Origin of the sequence: Streptomyces griseosporeus, from assembly GCF_014656055.1 — a bacterium.
Taxonomy (GTDB): Bacteria; Actinomycetota; Actinomycetes; order Streptomycetales; family Streptomycetaceae; genus Streptomyces; species Streptomyces griseosporeus.
The window spans coordinates 846,878-863,129 of record NZ_BNBR01000003.1 but is presented as its reverse complement, the minus strand read 5'-3'; the positions used below and the strand labels follow the sequence as shown (position 1 = coordinate 863,129).

Below are 16,252 nucleotides of genomic sequence, written 5' to 3'. Positions count from 1 at the left end.
GTGGATCAGTGGGCGGACCAGTGGATCACGGACGTACGCAGAGATCACGGCCGTACTCGGGCGGTCACGGACGTACGTAGGGGCGCGTCATGATCTCCATGTTGTGCCCGTCGGGATCGGCGAAGTAGGCACCCCGGCCGCCGAACAGGCCGTTGACCCGGCCGGGTTCGGTGTGCGCGGGATCGGCGTAGTACGTCACGCCGACCGCCTCCAGCCGTTCGATCATCCCGTCGAACTCCTCCTCGGCGACGAGGAAGGCGTAGTGCTGCGACTGGATCGGCTCGTCACGCTTCTCGTAGTAGTCCAGGGTGACGCCGTTGCCGAGGTCGACGGGCAGGAACGGCCCGAACGGGGCGCCGACCCGCAGACCGAGGATCGCGGCGAGGAACTCGGCCGACAGGTGACGGTCGCTGGCGTAGACGGCGGTGTGGTCGAGACGGGCGATGGGCATGGGGGGATTCCTCCGGGCCGAGATCGGGGTGTGCGGGCGCACGCGTACGTTGATCTGCGAAGACATGGAGGAAACGGCGGGCCGCGCGCCCGCCCCGGGCTCACGCCGGAGCCGGGAACCTCACTCGTGCGTGGCCCAAGGCCGACCCGGCAGTCACCCGGCAGACTCTAATGATCACCGCGGTACGGCGCAAAGGGCTTTCCCACCGGGCGCGTTGCGCACGCCCTCTTGTGCCGCCACCGGCTTTGGGCTTTCTTGACCTTCATGGCGGACACCACGGGAAACCCCACAGACGCACACGTCACCACACCCGAACCCCCACTCCGCAAGGCGAGTTGGCGGCACATCGGCCCCGGCATCGTCGTCGCCGCGACCGGCGTCGGCGCCGGTGACCTCGTCGCCACCCTCATCGCCGGCAGCAACTTCGGCTACACACTCCTCTGGGCCGCGGTCGTCGGCTGCCTGGTGAAGATCTCCCTCGCTGAGGCGGCCGGCCGCTGGCACCTGGCCACGGGCCGCACGCTGTTCGACGGCTGGGCGAGCCTCGGCCGCTGGACCACCTGGTTCTTCGCCGTCTACGTCGTGATCTGGGGCTTCGTCTACGGCGCCGCCGCGATGTCGTCGAGCGCGCTGCCGTTGCAGGCCCTCTTCCCCGACGTGATGGACCTCAAGTGGTGGGGCGTCGCCTGCGGCCTGGTCGGACTGGTCTTCGTCTGGTTCAACAAGTACGCCGTCTTCGAGAAGGTCATGACGGTGCTGGTCGGCATCATGTTCCTGGTCACGGTCTACCTGGCGATCCGCGTCACGCCCCACCTGGGGGACGCGCTGGCCGGCCTCCTGCCCGTCCTGCCCGACGAGAAGGACTCCGTCCTCAACACCCTCGGCCTGATCGGCGGCGTCGGCGGCACCATCACGCTCGCCGCGTACGGCTACTGGGTCAATGCCAAGGGCTGGACCGACACCGGCTGGATGAAGGTCATGCGCCTGGACAACCGCGTCGCCTACATCACCACCGGCATCTTCGTCGTGGCGATGCTCTTCGTCGGCGCGGAACTCCTCCACTCCGCGAACATCGCCATCGCGAGCGGCGACAAGGGCCTGGTCCAGCTCAGCGACATCCTGGAGGACGAGTACGGCACCGCGACCGCGAAGTTCTTCCTCATCGGCTTCTTCGCCACGTCCTTCACCTCCCTCATCGGCGTCTGGCACGGCGTCAGCCTGATGTTCGCCGACTTCGTGGCCCGCTACCGCGGCCGGGGCGAGCTGAAGGGCGAGGAGGTCGCCACGGGCGAGCGCGAACGCTCCTGGCCCTTCCGGGCCTACCTGCTGTGGCTGACCTTCCCGCCCATCGTCCTGCTCTTCCAGGGCCAGCCCTTCCGCCTCGTCATCCTCTACGGCGTGCTCGGCGCGGCCTTCATGCCGTTCCTGGCGCTGACCCTGGTGTGGCTGCTGAACTCCTCCCGTACCCCGCGCGCCTGGCGCAACGGCCTGCTCAGCAACGCCATGCTGGCCGTCGCGGGGCTGCTGTTCCTCGTCCTGTGCGTGAAGCAGATCTGGGACCAGCCGTGGTCGGAGTTCTTCTAGCGGGCGCTACTTCCACCACTGGGGGCTGAGGGCGATCGCCCGCATCTGGGCGATGGTGAGTGCCGGGGTCTCACGGGTGGCGGCGTCGTGCTGCGTACCGGAGTTGAACGCGCTGATCACGACGCGCCGCCCGTCGGTCCGCAGCGTGTCCACGGTCCACATGACGACCCCCTCGCCGCCCTTCTCGCCGGGTCCCTGGTGCACGGCGACGCGGGTGCCGTCGGGCAGCGTCTCGGAACCGGAGCCGAACAGGGCTCCGGCGTCCTTCGACATACCGGTCTGCACGTTGACCTGGACGAGGCTCGCGCCCTTGCCGTCGTCGACGACGAGGTAGCCGAACCCGGCCTCGTTGCTGGACCGGTCGACGACGTTCAGCCCCTTCGGCAGCAGCGTCTGCAGCGTGCTGCGGACGGGGGCGCCGGGCTGCTCCGGGGCGCGGGTGGGCCCGCCGGTCTGCTGGTTCGGGTCGATCGGGATGTCGTCCACGAGGGCACGCCACTCCTGGGCGGACACGAGCCGGGTCAGACCCGCCGGGTCCAGGGGCGGTTCGGGCCGGCTGATCGGCGCGTCCTTCTCCTGCGCGGCGTTCCACTCCATGACGGAGACGTGCTGCCCGGTCGGCGTGACCAGCTCGGCGAGCCAGTGCTTGGTGTCCACCCGGCGGTCCGGGTACTCGTACCCCTGGAAGACCATGACGACCGACCCGTCCGCGAGCCGCGTCGTCCGGCAGTCGTCGTGCGGGATGTACACCTTGTCCGGGCACAGCACCGTCTGCCGCGCCTCCTCGCTGCCCGGCTGCACGCGCCCCAGGGCCACCGTGACGGCGGCGGGGCCCTTGCCGTCGTCGAAGACGAGGGAGGCCATGGGCGCGTAGCTGGGCTCCTCGTCGGTGCCGCGCCCCTGCTGCTCGCTGAGCCGGCCCTTCGGCAGCAGCTTCTCCAGCGTGGAGATCATCTGCTGCTTGGTCACCCCGGCCGGCGCCGGGGACGGGGTGGGGGAGGCCTTCGGCCTGGCCCCCACGGCACCCGCTTGCCCGGAGCCCGATTGCCCGGCACCCGCGCCGGAGCCGCCCCCGGGCAGCACCAGCGCCCCGCCCAGCACGGCGGCCACGACGGTCGCGGCACCACCGAGGACGACGGCCCGCCGCCGCAGCTTCAGCCGCCGCCCACGCGCCGCACCGGCGGCGACGAGCGCGGCCCGGTCGGTGTCGAAGAGGCCGCCGGTGTCGTGCAGGGCGGAGGAGAGACGGGTCTCGAAGGGGTCGGAGGGGAGGTCGGGGCCGTTGTACTGGTCGTGAGGCATGGCGAACCACCGTTTCGCTGGGCGGGGTCGAGGAGGGAGAGGGGGAGCCGGGGGCGGTGACTCAGGGACGGACGTACTCGCCGATGTCCTCACCGAGCAGCTGACGCAGCCGGGCGAGGGCGCGCACGCATCGCGTCCGCACGGCGGCGGAGCTGAAGTTGAGCGCCGCGGCGGTCTCCTGGACGGACCGGTCCTCCCAGTAGCGCAGGACGACGACGGCCCGGTCCTTGACCGGCAGCCGCCCGAGCGCCTGGAGCAGCGTGAGCCGCAACGAGGCGTCGGAGGCGGCGGCGGCCGTCTCGGGCAGCACGTCCGTACTGCGCTCGGTGCTCCGGCGCAGGCGCTTGTGGGCGAGGAAGGTCCGGGTGAGCGTCGTCTGCGCGTACGCCGCCGGGTTGTCGGCCCGGGACACGCGTGACCAGCGGACGTACAGCCGCCCGAGGGTCTCCTGGACCAGGTCCTCCGCGAGGTGGGTGTCCCCGGCGGTGAGCAGACACGCGGACCGGTACAGATGACCGGCCCGAGCGGCCGCGAACTCCGCGTACTCGTCGGCGCGGACCTGTCTCATGTGCTCCCCCTGTAGCTGTGGACCGGCGACGAGCCGGCTGTCGAAGAGGCCTCACTCCCTTGATGCGGCGGGACGGGGAGAATGTTTCACATGACACAGCCACCGCAGGGCTTCGGACCGGCAGGACCGCAGTACGGGCAGCAGTACGGGGTGCAACACGGGCAGCAGTACGGCATGCAAAACGGTCAGCAGTACGGGCAGCAGCACGGGTTCCCGCCCCCTCCACCACCGCACCCCCCGACCCCCCAGGGACCGGAATTCGTGGCAGTGGACACGCGCAACGCGATCGCGGTCGACGCGGAGGGCGTGACGCTGGACATGAACGGCGTCCAGGCGGAGTTCCCCTGGCCCGAGGTCCGCAGCGTCCACTACCGGGCGAGCCCCAACGGCAAGGCCCTGATGCTGGGGGTGATCCACCTGGACGGCCACTTCTACGAGGCGGTGGTCGACGCGAGACCCAAGGCCCGCCTGACGGAGTGGTTCGCCCAGCTGGCGTGGGTCCTGCGCCACTACCGCCCGACGGGCTGACCGTCCGGCCCGCTCAGAGCAGGTGATCGGCCTTCCCGTCCTTGATGCCGACAATGAGCCCGCGGAGGGCGTCCCGCGAGTCGGTGAGGCGGTTCTCCTCCTGCCCGGCTATGGCGAAACTGTCCGCCGTGGCCTGCCGTTTCCCGGAGGCACCCGACTTCTACCTCTCCCTCCGCTACCGGGCCGCGACCCTCCGCCTGATCGCGTACGACAGCCACCCCCGCCACACGAACCCCCTGCCTGGCCACGGAATGCGAGGCGCGCCGCAGATCCGCCCTCAGGGTCCTGTCCTGCGTGTGCCGGGCCTGCGACGGCGACTGGGGCTTCGGAGAGTCGAGGGAGCCGGGCGGCGGAACCCACATGTGGGCGACGCTGCCGAGGGCGTGCAGCCGCTCACTGGAAGGGAACGGTGAGCCAGGGACTGCCGGCCTCGGACATGAGAACCCGATGGGCGTCGACCATGTCGGTGTACCACTCCCCGAACTCCTCGTCGTCGAAGTGGAGACACCGCCCGAGGATGTAACCGGCGGAGAAGTCCTGCCATGACCGGTACGACAGCAGGGCGGCGCGCCCGGCCTGCACGACGGCGGACTCGGCCTCCTGAAGACTGCCGAACCGGGCACCGAGCCCCCACCGGGCCATCTTGGAGGCCCGCCCGAGATCCCAGGCGTCGACGGACGACACGTACCGGTTCTCGTCGAGGATGCCGTCGGCACGCATACGCGCCTCGTACCGCGAGATACGCCCGATGAGATGCTGCACCCCGCGCACCCGGGCCTCGGTCTCTGACTCCGGCCGGGGTTCGGTCTTGGTGACGCCGTCGTCGGTGACGACCACGTGTCCGGCGTCGTTGGCACGGATGACTCTGGCGGCGGCCTCACGCCAGTACGCGACATCGACGTACCCCCCGAAGTCGCGGGCGATGGTACGGCGAAGGCTGAGGGCGAACTCCCAGACGGAGCTATGGGACTCACAGGCAAGAAGCCCACGAAGGGCGGACTGCCACTCCTCACGGGAGGTGATCCCCCACCACTCACGAAGCCGCTCCCGCTCCCCGGGATACCCGCTACCGTGCCAGGCCATCGCGTTCCAGGGAGAGCCGTTATTGACACACAGCAGGGCCTCACATGCCAACCCACGGGCCACTGGCCCCTGAAGGGGACCGCCAACACGCAGGGTGCACAACCGCTTGGCGATATCGAGCGCCCCGACGCGCTCGGAGTGCTGGGCCCAGGCGGCGGAGTGGGGCGGGGCGGTGGGCAGAAACGCCTCGCACGGAGTGCCCGGATTGACCACGAGGAAGGGAGGATCGCTGGGCTGCCACGCCCGCGCGAACCACCCGAGTCGCTCCCAGTCGAAGACGCGATGCGGGTCGGGCGCGGGCAGCATGCCCACGGTGAAGACATTCCAGACCCGCCCACCGACAACCCGCGGATCATGCCCGAACACAACATGCCGCGAACCCGGCGTCGCGTCATACCGCTCCCGCACGATCTCGAAGTACAACCGAGTACGCGCCAACACATCGAAGTACCCCGCCCAGTCATTCCGCGCTTTGGCCTCCCACAGCGCCTGCTCGACATCGGTCGGCGCGACCCAGGCGGGAGGCCCGGAGGGGGCGGGTGCAGGAACTGCGGGCGGCGGCCCGAACGACATCTTCTTCAACCCTTGGGCGGTAGAACAGCAGTCTCTATGGTTGGGGGTTATTGGACCGCGCCGAGGACGGCTTTGCAATACTCCTCTGGCGGAAGGTAACCGTGATGCTCGACGTAGTGAACGATCATGGCCGGTGACGCATATGTTGTCCCGCCACTGTCCGTGACTCGGATCTCGCCGCTGCCGATGAAGACGTCGCCGCGGGAGGTGTGTTCTCTTGCCGTCCTGAAGTCCGGACAAAGATCGCAGAAATGCATGCCGCGATGTACGTTCACCGCATCACGTGCCAGCATCGCAAGTGCGTCCACCAGCCCTTCCGGTGCCGAGCCGGTGGGATATGCGTGCTCGCGGGAGAGCCAGCCCACGTTCCGCATGGGTTTCTCCGCTGAGTCGTAGATGTATGGGCTTAGGTCGGGATAATGCGTCATCTTCTCACCAAGGCTTAATGTGCTCACGGCAGATCAGAACGTGTACTGCCCCCATGTCCTCGGTGATTATATCGCTGAGGCGCGTCGGAGCGTTGACGGTGATGGATCTGCTACTGATGCTTAGGTTCTTCGGTACGTCAACCGTGTAGTTCGGAAGGGACTTCCCAGGTACATACGTTTCGAGCGGCGGGTGATTTGCGCCGGTTTCGATTTGATGCGCGAATGCGTCATTCAAGCGTTCGCCATCCGCAACGTAGAACTTCAGCCAGGTGCCGCGAGGCACGGTCATATCACCGGCTCCGAACTCGTAGTAGCCGTGCCCCGAGATTACCTTCGAGTTATCCGTTCTGCCTTTTTGAGAGACGCTCTTCGCCCACTCGTTCCCTTCTCCAACTCCGTGGCTGGTCTGCGCCCGCCGGTCCTGCTCGGGTGGGCAGGGCGACAAGCCGTAAGGGTCGACCCAAGCCATAGGGTTGGCCACGTACGAGGCCGGGTTGGGCGCTGGGACGAGCCCCAGTGGGTCCGGCGTGAGGTACCGCGCAGTCTCCGGGTCATAGTGCCGGAAGTAGTTGTAATGCAGCCCCGTCTCCGGGTCGAAGTACTGCCCCGGAAACCGCAGTGGCGTGTACGTCGTACTGTCGGCCGCCCAAGCCGTAGTCCCCCACAACGTGCTGCGGGTGCGCCAAGCTATCTCGCCCTGCTCGTCGACCAGTTCGCTGGGCGTGCCGACCAGGTCCGTGACGATGGCGAAGAAGCGGGAGTCGATCTCCTGCTGTGAGGCCTCGGGGGAGAGGATGCGTTCCGTCTGGGACAGCGGGCGCAGGCCCTGGTGGTCCCAGGTGAGGGTGACCGAGTGGGGGAGGTCCGGGGACGTCGTCGTCTGTTCGCACAGGGTCGTGCCGTCCCACGTGAAGTCCACCCGCTCGACGACCGTCTCGCCGTCCTCCGCGAGGCGCAGTTTCGCCGTGCGGCGGCCCAGGGGGTCGTACGTGTAGCGCCAGCGGGTGCCGTCCGGGGTCACCACGGACGTCAGGCGGTCCTCGGCGTCCCACTCGTAGCGCCAGGTGTCCGGCTTGCGGGAGAGGCGGGTCTTCTGGCGGAGGGTGATCCGGCCCAGCGCGTCGTGTTCGTAGCGGACCCTGCCCGCTCGGGTGATGCGTGTGCCGACGTACTCGCGGTCGCCTGTCGCCTCCGCGCCGGGGTGATCCGACGGCCAGGCCGCCATGGTCTGGTTCCCGGCCTCGTCGTAGGCGTAGCGCTCCGTCCAGTTCGCCGCGTGCACCGCCGTCACCCGACCCGCCGCGTCCAGATCGAAGCGGCGGGCGCCGGAAAGCCGGTCGTCGACGCCGACGAGGTTGCCGTCGGCGCGGTAGGTGTAGGACCGGTGCTGGAGCATGTGGCCCGTTCCGCTCTTGACCGACTGGGTCGTCAGACGTCCGGCGGCGTCAAAGGTGTGCTCCAGGGCGACCATGTCGCCGAGACGACGGGTGAGTTCGCGTCCCGCCGAGTCATACGAGAAGCCGATGGCACGGCCGGAGGCCGTCATGCCCGTCCGGCGGCCGGCCGCGTCGTACGACCACGTCGTCGTGGCGCCCGTCGGTGTCGTACGGCCCGTGCGGCGGCCGAGCGAGTCGTAGGTGTAGGTCAGCTCCCGGCCGTCGACCGATTCCGACCGCACCCGCCCGTACCGGTCCCGCAGGATGGTCAGCGTCGTGCCGTCCGGGCCGGTGGCCTGGGCGAGCTGGTCGGTGAGGTCGTAGGCGTACGTGGTGACCTGGCCGGACGCATCCTTGCGCAGGACCTGGCCCAGTGCGTTGTGTTCGAACGTGACGGTCTGGCCGAGGGCGTTCGTGCGGGAGACGAGACGGCTCGCCGCGTCGTACTCGTAAGTCAGGGTGCGGTCGTCGAAGTCCGTCTCCTCGATGAGGCGCCCGGCGGAGTCGTACTTGTAGCGCCAGGTCAGCCCCTGCGGGTTGATCACCTTCGTCAGGCGCAGCTCGCTGTCGTGCTCGAACTCGTAGCGGACGCCGTCCGGGCCCGTGCGGGCCGTGAGCAGGTCGAAGTGGGTGTACTCGAAGTGCGAGACACCGCCGAGCGGATCGGTGTGACTGGTGCAGTTGCCCTCACCGTCGTACGTCCACGACTCGGTCGTTCCGTCCGCTGCCGTACGGCGGGACAGTTGGCCTTCCGTCGTCCATTCGAGGCGGCTCACCGCCCCCGTCGGGTCCGTGATGGCGACCGGACGGCCGAACGCGTCCCGCTCGTACGTGGTCACCGCCCCCAGCGGGTCGGTGATGCGGACGGGCAGGCCGGACCTGTTGCAGACGACCGTCGTCGTGTTGCCCGAGGGATCGGTCACCGAGGTGAGATGGCCGGCCTCGTCGTACGAGAAGTGGGTGGTCAGACCGGCCGGGTCCGTCACGGACGTGCGGTTGCCGCGCTCGTCGTACGTCTGGCGCCAGACGTTGCCGTCGGCGGTCACCACCCTCAGCGGCAGGCCGAGGTCGTTGTACTCGGCCTTCGCCTCACGTCCGTCGGGCCGCACGACCGAGAGCAGGTTGCCTGCCTCGTCGTAACGGAACGAGGTGGTGCGGCCCAGGGGATCGGTGTGCGACAGCAGGCGGTTGTAGCGGTCGCGCCGGTGGCGGGTGACCGCGCCCAGTGGATCGATCTCGGCGACCACCTGCCGTGCGTCGTTCACGAGGAAGCGCCGGGTGTGGCCTTCGCCGGTCGTCGTCGTGGTGACCTTCAGACCGGTTTCCGGGTCGACCTCGTCGTACGTGAGCCGCAGGCTCATGTGCCCGGCGGTGCCGCCCTCGGCGATGCAGCGGTCCTGGTCGTCGTACTCGTAGACGTAGCCGCGGTCGTTGGTGTCGGTCCAGGAGGTGACGCGGCCCGCGGAGTCATAGGTGAAACGCAAGGGGCGGCCGGAGGAGTTGACGACTTCGGTGAGGTTGCCGTCCGTGTAGCCGTAGCGCTTCAGTTCCTGGCCGGTCGCGGAGAGGTGGAACGCCGTGACGCGGCCGTCCTGGGTGGTGACACCGATGTGGTGGCCGCCGCTGGAGGCGATGGCCAGCGGGGTGCCGTCGGCGTCGTACTCGAAGGTGATCCAGTTGCCGTTGCGGTCGTCGATCTGTTCCAGGACGGCCAGGTCGTCGCCGCGGTCGGCGAAGTGCCACACCCGCCGGGTCTGCGGGTCGGTGACGGTGTAGCCGCCGTCCGCACGGTCCAGTGGCCAGCGCGGGCCGTGGGTGGGGAGGGTGGGCACACCGGGTGCCGGGTGGGGGTAGGCGAGGAGCATGCCGTCCTCGGTGACGAAGACGACACCCTCCGCGTCGATCTCCAGGCGCTGGTCGAGGGTGGAGGACCAGGACGGGCCGAACCAGCGGCCCAGGTGGTAGCCGGACTCGACCCGGCGGGTGACGACCAACGGCAGCGCGCCGGGCAGTTCGATGTCCGTCTGCGGCAGGAACATCTTGCCCGTGGCCATATCGATGGGGTCAGAGCCCGTGGTGACCTGGGAGTCTTGGGGTCGGGACGTCGCGGGAGGATCCGCCTCGGCCCTTTCCCGAGCGGTCTTCCCGGCCGCGGACTCCGCGGTTTCCTTGGCACCTTGTTCGGCGGCTTCTCGAGCGGCTCTCTGCGCCGCCGACTCGGCGGCCTCCTTGGCGCCGGCCCTGAGCGCGGCCCGCACCCCCGTGCGCACGGCCCCGACCCCGTCCGTGCCCAGAAGCTCGGGAATCAAGCGGCCCGTACCCTCGGACGGATCCTTCGTGAAGTCCTCCCAGGTCTGCTTCAGGACGCGGTCGGGGTGCGCGGCGGCCGAGGTCAGACCGGACAGCGTCATGCTGAGGTTCTGGAGGTACTGCGCGGGGTGCGTCACGTTGTAGGGGTCGATGACGGAGACACTCCGGACGAAGTTCACCAGGCCGGCGGTGCCTTTGACGACGCCGCCGGCGACGTGGGTGAATTCGATGCTGGTCGACAGCACGCCGTCGAAGACGTCCGTCTTGAGCCGGTCCACAGCGGAGGGCGCGGCCGGGGCATGCGCCAGGGCCGCGCGGATCGCGGTCGCGGCGGTTCGACCGGCCTCGTCACGCTGGCGCCGTGCCTCATCCAGCAGGGACCGGGCGCGTGCCATGTCGGCGCCGCCCGCCTCCTTGTTCTCCTTGGGCTCGGGCCCGGGGTCCCTGCCCTCCCGGATCGCCGCGTTGTACGTCAGGACCTGTCTGAAGTACGCCTCGCCGGCCTCGTCGGAGGCCTGCTTGCCCTTCCTGTACAGCTCGGCGGCCTCTCTGGCCTTGCCCTGCGCCCAGGTCACCGTGTCGGCGTACGCCTCCAGCGCCTTCGCGGCCGCCTCACACGCGTCCGCCGCGTGCAGCCACTTCGCCGGGTGCATCGTGAACTTCTTGCGGAACGCCTCGCCCGCCTCACCCCTCCAGTGCGAGGAGTCCAGCTTCCGCATCCCCTGCCCGACGCTGTCGAACGCCTTGTGGAAGTCCCGCAGATGCCTGGCACTGGAGCGGATCGCTCCCGCGTCACCGTGGATCAGCTCGTTTGCCTGGTCCGTTTCCTCCAGTTGCTGTTCGCCCGGCGTCGCGCCGAGGTCGGAGGCCCATTCGTCACCCAGGTCCTCCACCGAGTCCGCGAGGCCTTCGGCACCGACGTGATCCAGGCCCTGGCCGAGAACGTCGCTGCCCTTGTCGATGCCCTCACCGACCAGCTTCTTCCCGGCATCCCACTTGTCGCCGAGGCCGTCGAGGAAGCCGTTGATCCCCATCAGCCGGTCTCCCCGCCCTGCTCGGCCTGCTGCTGCGCGGAGGCCGCGCGCTCCTCGGCCGAGGGCCCGAACGTGGTGTCGAGGAACTGTTCGTACTGGCTGTCGTTGAGCCCCATCAGCTGCTGCGGACTCACCGGCACGGTCGGAGTGAACGGGCCGGAGGTCATCAGGTCCCGCGCGGCGTCGTTCCAGCCCTGCTTGCTGTTGGCCCACGCCTCCCGGAAGGACTCCCGGCTGTAATCGGGGTGGGTGTAGGCGTCGGAAGCGTCCTGGGCGAGCTGGGACCAGCTCTTGCCGGTGATCTCGTCCTCCGTGGCATGGGGGTTTCCGATCAGGGAGTTCGCCCCCACCTTGAGTGACCCCTCGACGTACTGGTCCAGCTGGAAGAAAGTGCCGGCCGACAGGCCCACGCCGTCGGCGAAGTTGTTGCCTTCCACGACCAGCGCGCGCACCCCCCACTCCCAGCGCTCGCAGAACGACGTGAACGCCGACATCACACCCTCGTGGCCCAGCTCCAGGCCCGTCAGGGTCAGTTCGGAGAAGCCGCGGCCGGCACCGGCCGTGCCGAACGCGCCGATCTCCTTCAGCTCGTCCAGGACCAGCGTGATCCCCTTGGCGATCTCGTCCAGCCCGACCGCCTGGATGTCCGGGCCGCCGCCGACCCGGCCCAGAGCCTTGTCCGTCATCGCACTTCCTCCCCGTTCGCGTCCCCGACGACGGCCACGGCATCCGGCACCACCCCGGCGACCGGCGGGAACAGCACGCCCTCGCCCTCATCGGCCACGTCCAGCGCCACCCCGCACGGCACCCCGGCCGCGGGCACCGCCACATCCAGCAACCTGGCCCCCAACACCCGCCGGTAGGGCCACTCCCGACCGCCTTGACCCCTCGCGACAGCAAACCGCGCCAGCGCGGCCTCGTCCGAGAAGGCGTAGATCCAGTGCACGCCACCGAAGTCGGCGGTCAGCGGCGCGTCGTCCTCGTCCGTCGGCACGACCACCGCCGTACGGCGGAACTCACCGAGAAGGACGGCGAAATCGCGACGCGCTCGAGCGATCCGAGCGGCATCCTCCCCAGTGACGGGGGCGGGGGGAGAGGGTGGGGTATCAGCCATCGTGGCTGGTGAACGACCAGCGGCAGCGGATGGCGGAGAAGCCGGGGTCGCCGATGCGCTCGGTTCCGTGGCGTTTGCCGACGAGGCCTCGGCCTCCGGTGACGTTCGCTCGGACTCCCGCATCGGCGTACCCGTCAGGGCCGCGTATTCCGCGAGTCGAGACCTGGGCAGGTCGGACGACGAGCCGGTGTCTCCCCCGTGATTCACCATGCCGGGATCATCACATCAGCACATTGTCTGTTGCAATCGGGGTTGTTGTGCTGTGGCCGGATTCATGAGGTGTGGTGCGGACGGCCCCGCCGCAACACCTCCACCCCCAACTCATCCGTCCCCTCAGGCGTGCCGTTGAGGCGGTGGACCACCACCCACCGCCCGTCCTCCGTGGCGCCCGCGAAGACGGACGCGTGGCGTGTGGCGCCGTTGTGCCAGTGGAGGGGGCCGGACGTCTGCCAGGAGGGGGCCGGTGGGCCGAGGCGGCGTTCGAGGACGAGGCGGGTCAGGAGGTCGGCCACCGCACGCGGCGTCGCCCACAGGCCGCCCGCCGGAAGGATCGCGCCGGTCATCGTCCAGGGCGTGCGGGGTCGGCCGAAGCGGCCGGGGGCAAGGAGGCGGCGGGAGGGGTCCGGGGTGGCGGTCACCTCCCGTACGCCCAGCGGGTCGAGGACGTACTCCGACAGCAGCTCCTCGTACGACGCCCCGGCCGCCTCCACCAACGCCGCGCCCAGCACGGCGTACCCGAGGTTGGAGTACTCCTCCGACGCCCCCGACGGCCGTACGGCGATGCTGTCGAGCCGGGGCAGCAGCTCGCGCAGCGCCCGCGCGTCGAAGGCGGCGTACGGGTCGCGGGCGGGGCCCGTGCCGGGTGGGAGGCGGGGCAGGCCCGAGGTGTGCTCGGCCAGGTGGCGGAGGGTGATGCCGGTGCCGGGTGGGACGGGGAGCCAGCAGTCGAGCGGGTCGTCGAGCGTCAGCGTCCCCGCGTGTGCGAGACGCGTAAGCGCCGTACCGGTGAGGACCTTCGTGAAGGAGCCGATCTCGACGAAGCGGTCCGTCGCGTGGCCGTCCGAGACGGCCGGGGGCGCCGTGCCGGTGAGGACGCAGGTCGGGACCGGCCGCTTCGGCAGGCGCACACCGGTCACTTGCCGGTGCCCACCGGGTCCACCGTGACCGGCTGGCCGGAGCCCTCCGTGACGGGGACGCTGATGTCGGTGGGGAGGGTGTGGGAGTGGGTCTCGTTCGGCGGGGTCACGACGAGCGTGGTGAACGTCGTGCCGCTGCCGCCGGAGGTGTTCGGGGGGTAGCGGAGGGTGAAGCGGGTCTCCTCACCCGGCTTCACCTCGACCGCGACCGGCGCGACGTCGCTGCGGGTCGCGCTGACCGTGCCGTCCTTGCCCTTGAGGTCCACGCCGGGGAAGCCCTTGAGGGTGCAGGTGGCCGAGCCGGTGTTCTTCAGGTGCACGGTCAGGATGCCCTCGCCCATGCCGTGGGTGGCGGTGAAGTCGAGATCGGCGGTCCGACAGCGCCCGCCGGAGCCGGACCCCGACCCCGAGCCCGACCCGGCCCCCGTACCGCCACTGCCCCCGCCCGCCCCCTCCGAGGGCGCCGCCGACGTCTTGCCGTCGCCCGAGCCACCGCCGCCCTCGGACGGCGTCGTCTGCGTCGAGCCCGACGAAGAGGCAGCCGGAGCCGCCGAGTCGTCGTCGCTGCCCTGGCATGCCGCCAACGACAGCGCGGCCGCGGCGGTGAGGGCGATGAGACTCAGCTTCTGGGTGCGCATGGGGGATCCTCCGTAGGACTCGGTCCGGTCCGCTCGCGCGGCCCTGCTCGGCCGGCAACGGATGAGAGCCGCGCGGCGCCGACGCCGTTCCCGCCGAAAGCCCGCTGGTACATGCCTGTTACAGGCGGATGCCCGTCAGGTCCTCCACGACCTGACGGGCCCTGCCGACCACCTTCACTTGCCGTGGTCCTCGGTGCCGTGGGTGCCCCCCAAGGGGCCCCGGTCACGCCGCCCGGTACCGGCCCGCCCTACGGCAGCCCATGCACATGCACCCCCACAGCCCCCGACCACGCGTTCCCCGCCGCCGCGTCCCAGTTCGTCGACCATGTCATCGCGCCCCGCAGGTCCGGGTACGTCCTCGACGGCTTGAACGTGCCGCAGTTGGTGGCCTTGGTCAGGCAGTCCAGGGCGTTGTTGACCACGGTCGGGGACACGTAGCCGCTGCCCGCCGCCCGGGTCGAAGCGGGCAGGCCCAGGCCCACCTGGGACGGGGCGAGGCCGCCCTCCAGCTGGATGCAGGCGAGGGCCGTGAGGAAGTCCACCGAGCCCTGGCTGTAGACCTTGCCGTCGCAGCCCAGCATGGAACCGCTGTTGTAGTACTGCATGTTGACGACCGTGAGGATGTCCTTCACGTTCAGCGCCGTCCGGAAGTAGGCGTTGGACGTGGACTGCATGTCGATCGTCTGGGGAGCCATCGTCAGGATCAGCGACGGCCCTGCCTTCGCGGACAGCGCCCGCAGCGCCTGTGTCATGTACGTGGCGTTGAGGCCGTTCTCCAGGTCGATGTCGACGCCGTCGAAGCCGTACGTCTGCATCAGGGAGTAGACGGAGTTCGCGAAGTTCGTCGCGGACGTGGCGTCGTTCACCGCGACCGTGCCGCGCTCACCGCCCACCGAGATGACGACCTTCTTCCCAGCGGCCTGCTTCGCCCGGATGTCCGCCTTGAACTGGTCGACCGTGTAGCCGCCCAGGCCCGCCGAGTCCAGCGTGAAGCTCACCGCGCCGGGCGTCGTCGTCGCGTCGGCGAACGCCACCGCGATGATGTCGTACGCCGCCTGCACGTCCGACAGCCGCTGCACCGTCGCCCCGTTGTTGAAGTTCTGCCAGTAGCCCGTCACCGCGTGCTTCGGCAGGCCGGTGCCGCCGCCCCCGCCGGAGGATGTGGTTGTCGCCGTCACCGCCGCCGACTTCGGCGACTCGCCCGCCGCGTTCACCGCCGTCACCTGGAAGCTGTACGACGTCGACGCCGCGAGGCCGCTCACCGTCGCCGACGTGCCGGTCACGGAGGTCACCTTCGTACCGTCGCGGTAGACGTTGTAGGACGCCGCGCCCGTCACCCCGTTCCAGGAGAGGGACACCGAGGACGACGTCGTGCCCGAGACCGTCAGGCCGGCCGGCGCTCCCGGCACCGTGGGGGCCGGGTCGCCGCCTCCGCCGCCGTCGGGGCCGTAGACCGAGAGGTCGTCGGCGTAGTAGGCCGCCTGGCCGTACCAGCCGTGGGTGTACAGCGTCACCGACGTCGTCGAGGAGCCCGTGGTGAAGGTGGTCGAGAGCTGCTTCCATGTCGCCGAGTCGGGCGTCCAGGTCGAGACGTCCGTCGTGCCCGTGCCCGTGACGCCCAGGTAGGCGTAGCCGCCCTGCACCCACGCGCTCAGCGTGTACGTCGAGCTGGGCTTCACGGCCACCGTCTGCGTGCACTTGGCGTTGTCCTGGCCGCCCGGCGTCGCCTTCAGGGCCGCCGTACCGCCGTGCACGGGGGAGGAGACGGTCGTACCGCTGTTCGCCGAGCAGGTCCAGCCGGTGAGGCCCGACTCGAAGCCCGCGTTCTTCACGTTGTTGACGTCCGCCGCCGAGGCCTGGCCGGCGCCGACGCCGGTGAGGGAGAGGGCGAGGGCTGCCACGAGGGTGCCCGCCCACAGGTGTCTGCGTCGGGACGGGGGCAGGGCTGGTGCGCGGTCCACTGGGGCCTCCGGGGGAGGAAGGGGGGAGGGGACACGGTGGCCACCGTTCGCCTCACACGTTGGTCCAGACCAATCCTGACTGTCAATAGGTCCAGACCAAATCCCC

The 16,252-nt window shown here is 70.0% G+C and carries 13 protein-coding genes; 2 read left to right on the top strand and 11 right to left on the bottom strand.

Annotated features, from left to right (window positions below; all coding sequences use genetic code 11):
• Nucleotides 1-64: 64 nt before the first annotated feature.
• Nucleotides 65-451, bottom strand: a complete 387-nt coding sequence (locus IE308_RS18395) for a VOC family protein (protein WP_190218742.1) — start codon at nucleotides 449-451, stop codon at nucleotides 65-67.
• A gap of 264 nt (nucleotides 452-715) precedes the next feature.
• On the opposite strand from IE308_RS18395, the gene IE308_RS18390 reads away from it, so the two are divergent.
• A complete protein-coding gene (locus IE308_RS18390) occupies nucleotides 716-2,035 on the top strand; it encodes an Nramp family divalent metal transporter (RefSeq protein WP_190218741.1) in 1,320 nt (439 codons plus the stop codon).
• A 6-nt stretch (nucleotides 2,036-2,041) separates the two neighbouring features.
• Here the strand turns inward: IE308_RS18390 and IE308_RS18385 are convergent, their stop codons facing one another.
• Complete coding sequence (locus tag IE308_RS18385; protein ID WP_190218740.1) at nucleotides 2,042-3,337, bottom strand: hypothetical protein; 1,296 nt, start codon at nucleotides 3,335-3,337, stop codon at nucleotides 2,042-2,044.
• A 61-nt stretch (nucleotides 3,338-3,398) separates the two neighbouring features.
• Nucleotides 3,399-3,905 carry a SigE family RNA polymerase sigma factor gene (locus IE308_RS18380; protein ID WP_110630068.1) on the bottom strand — a complete coding sequence of 169 codons (507 nt, stop codon included), beginning with the start codon at nucleotides 3,903-3,905 and terminating at the stop codon, nucleotides 3,399-3,401.
• A gap of 261 nt (nucleotides 3,906-4,166) precedes the next feature.
• Between IE308_RS18380 and IE308_RS18375 the strand changes: the two genes are divergently transcribed.
• Nucleotides 4,167-4,433, top strand: coding sequence for a hypothetical protein (locus tag IE308_RS18375; protein ID WP_110630070.1), 267 nt, complete (start codon nucleotides 4,167-4,169; stop codon nucleotides 4,431-4,433).
• Between the two features lie 393 nt (nucleotides 4,434-4,826).
• Here IE308_RS18375 and IE308_RS18370 read toward each other — a convergent pair whose 3' ends face one another.
• From IE308_RS18370 to IE308_RS18335, 8 genes are all read right to left on the bottom strand, one after another.
• Nucleotides 4,827-6,089: a DUF1266 domain-containing protein gene (locus IE308_RS18370; protein ID WP_190218856.1), complete on the bottom strand. Its 1,263-nt coding sequence runs from the start codon at nucleotides 6,087-6,089 to the stop codon at nucleotides 4,827-4,829.
• Nucleotides 6,090-6,136: 47 nt separating this feature from the next.
• The gene (locus tag IE308_RS18365) at nucleotides 6,137-6,517 is read right to left on the bottom strand and encodes a DUF7919 family protein (protein WP_190218739.1); all 381 of its coding nucleotides are present in this window, start codon (nucleotides 6,515-6,517) and stop codon (nucleotides 6,137-6,139) included.
• A gap of 4 nt (nucleotides 6,518-6,521) precedes the next feature.
• Entirely contained in the window at nucleotides 6,522-11,297 is a 4,776-nt protein-coding gene (locus IE308_RS18360) for a putative T7SS-secreted protein (RefSeq protein WP_190218738.1), read from the bottom strand.
• Nucleotides 11,297-11,983: a hypothetical protein gene (locus tag IE308_RS18355; protein ID WP_190218737.1), complete on the bottom strand. Its 687-nt coding sequence runs from the start codon at nucleotides 11,981-11,983 to the stop codon at nucleotides 11,297-11,299. Before IE308_RS18355 ends, IE308_RS18360 begins: the two co-directional genes overlap by 1 nt.
• Nucleotides 11,980-12,291, bottom strand: a complete 312-nt coding sequence (locus tag IE308_RS18350) for an SseB family protein (protein ID WP_373314515.1) — start codon at nucleotides 12,289-12,291, stop codon at nucleotides 11,980-11,982. Before IE308_RS18350 ends, IE308_RS18355 begins: the two co-directional genes overlap by 4 nt.
• A 392-nt stretch (nucleotides 12,292-12,683) precedes the next feature.
• A complete protein-coding gene (locus IE308_RS18345; RefSeq protein WP_308440113.1) occupies nucleotides 12,684-13,547 on the bottom strand; it encodes a serine hydrolase domain-containing protein in 864 nt (287 codons plus the stop codon).
• Nucleotides 13,544-14,185, bottom strand: a complete 642-nt coding sequence (locus IE308_RS18340; RefSeq protein ID WP_190218736.1) for a DUF4232 domain-containing protein — start codon at nucleotides 14,183-14,185, stop codon at nucleotides 13,544-13,546. Before IE308_RS18340 ends, IE308_RS18345 begins: the two co-directional genes overlap by 4 nt.
• A gap of 248 nt (nucleotides 14,186-14,433) precedes the next feature.
• On the bottom strand, nucleotides 14,434-16,146 hold the full coding sequence (locus IE308_RS18335) for a chitinase (protein WP_190218735.1): 1,713 nt from the start codon (nucleotides 16,144-16,146) through the stop codon (nucleotides 14,434-14,436).
• Between the last annotated feature and the right edge of the window lie 106 nt (nucleotides 16,147-16,252).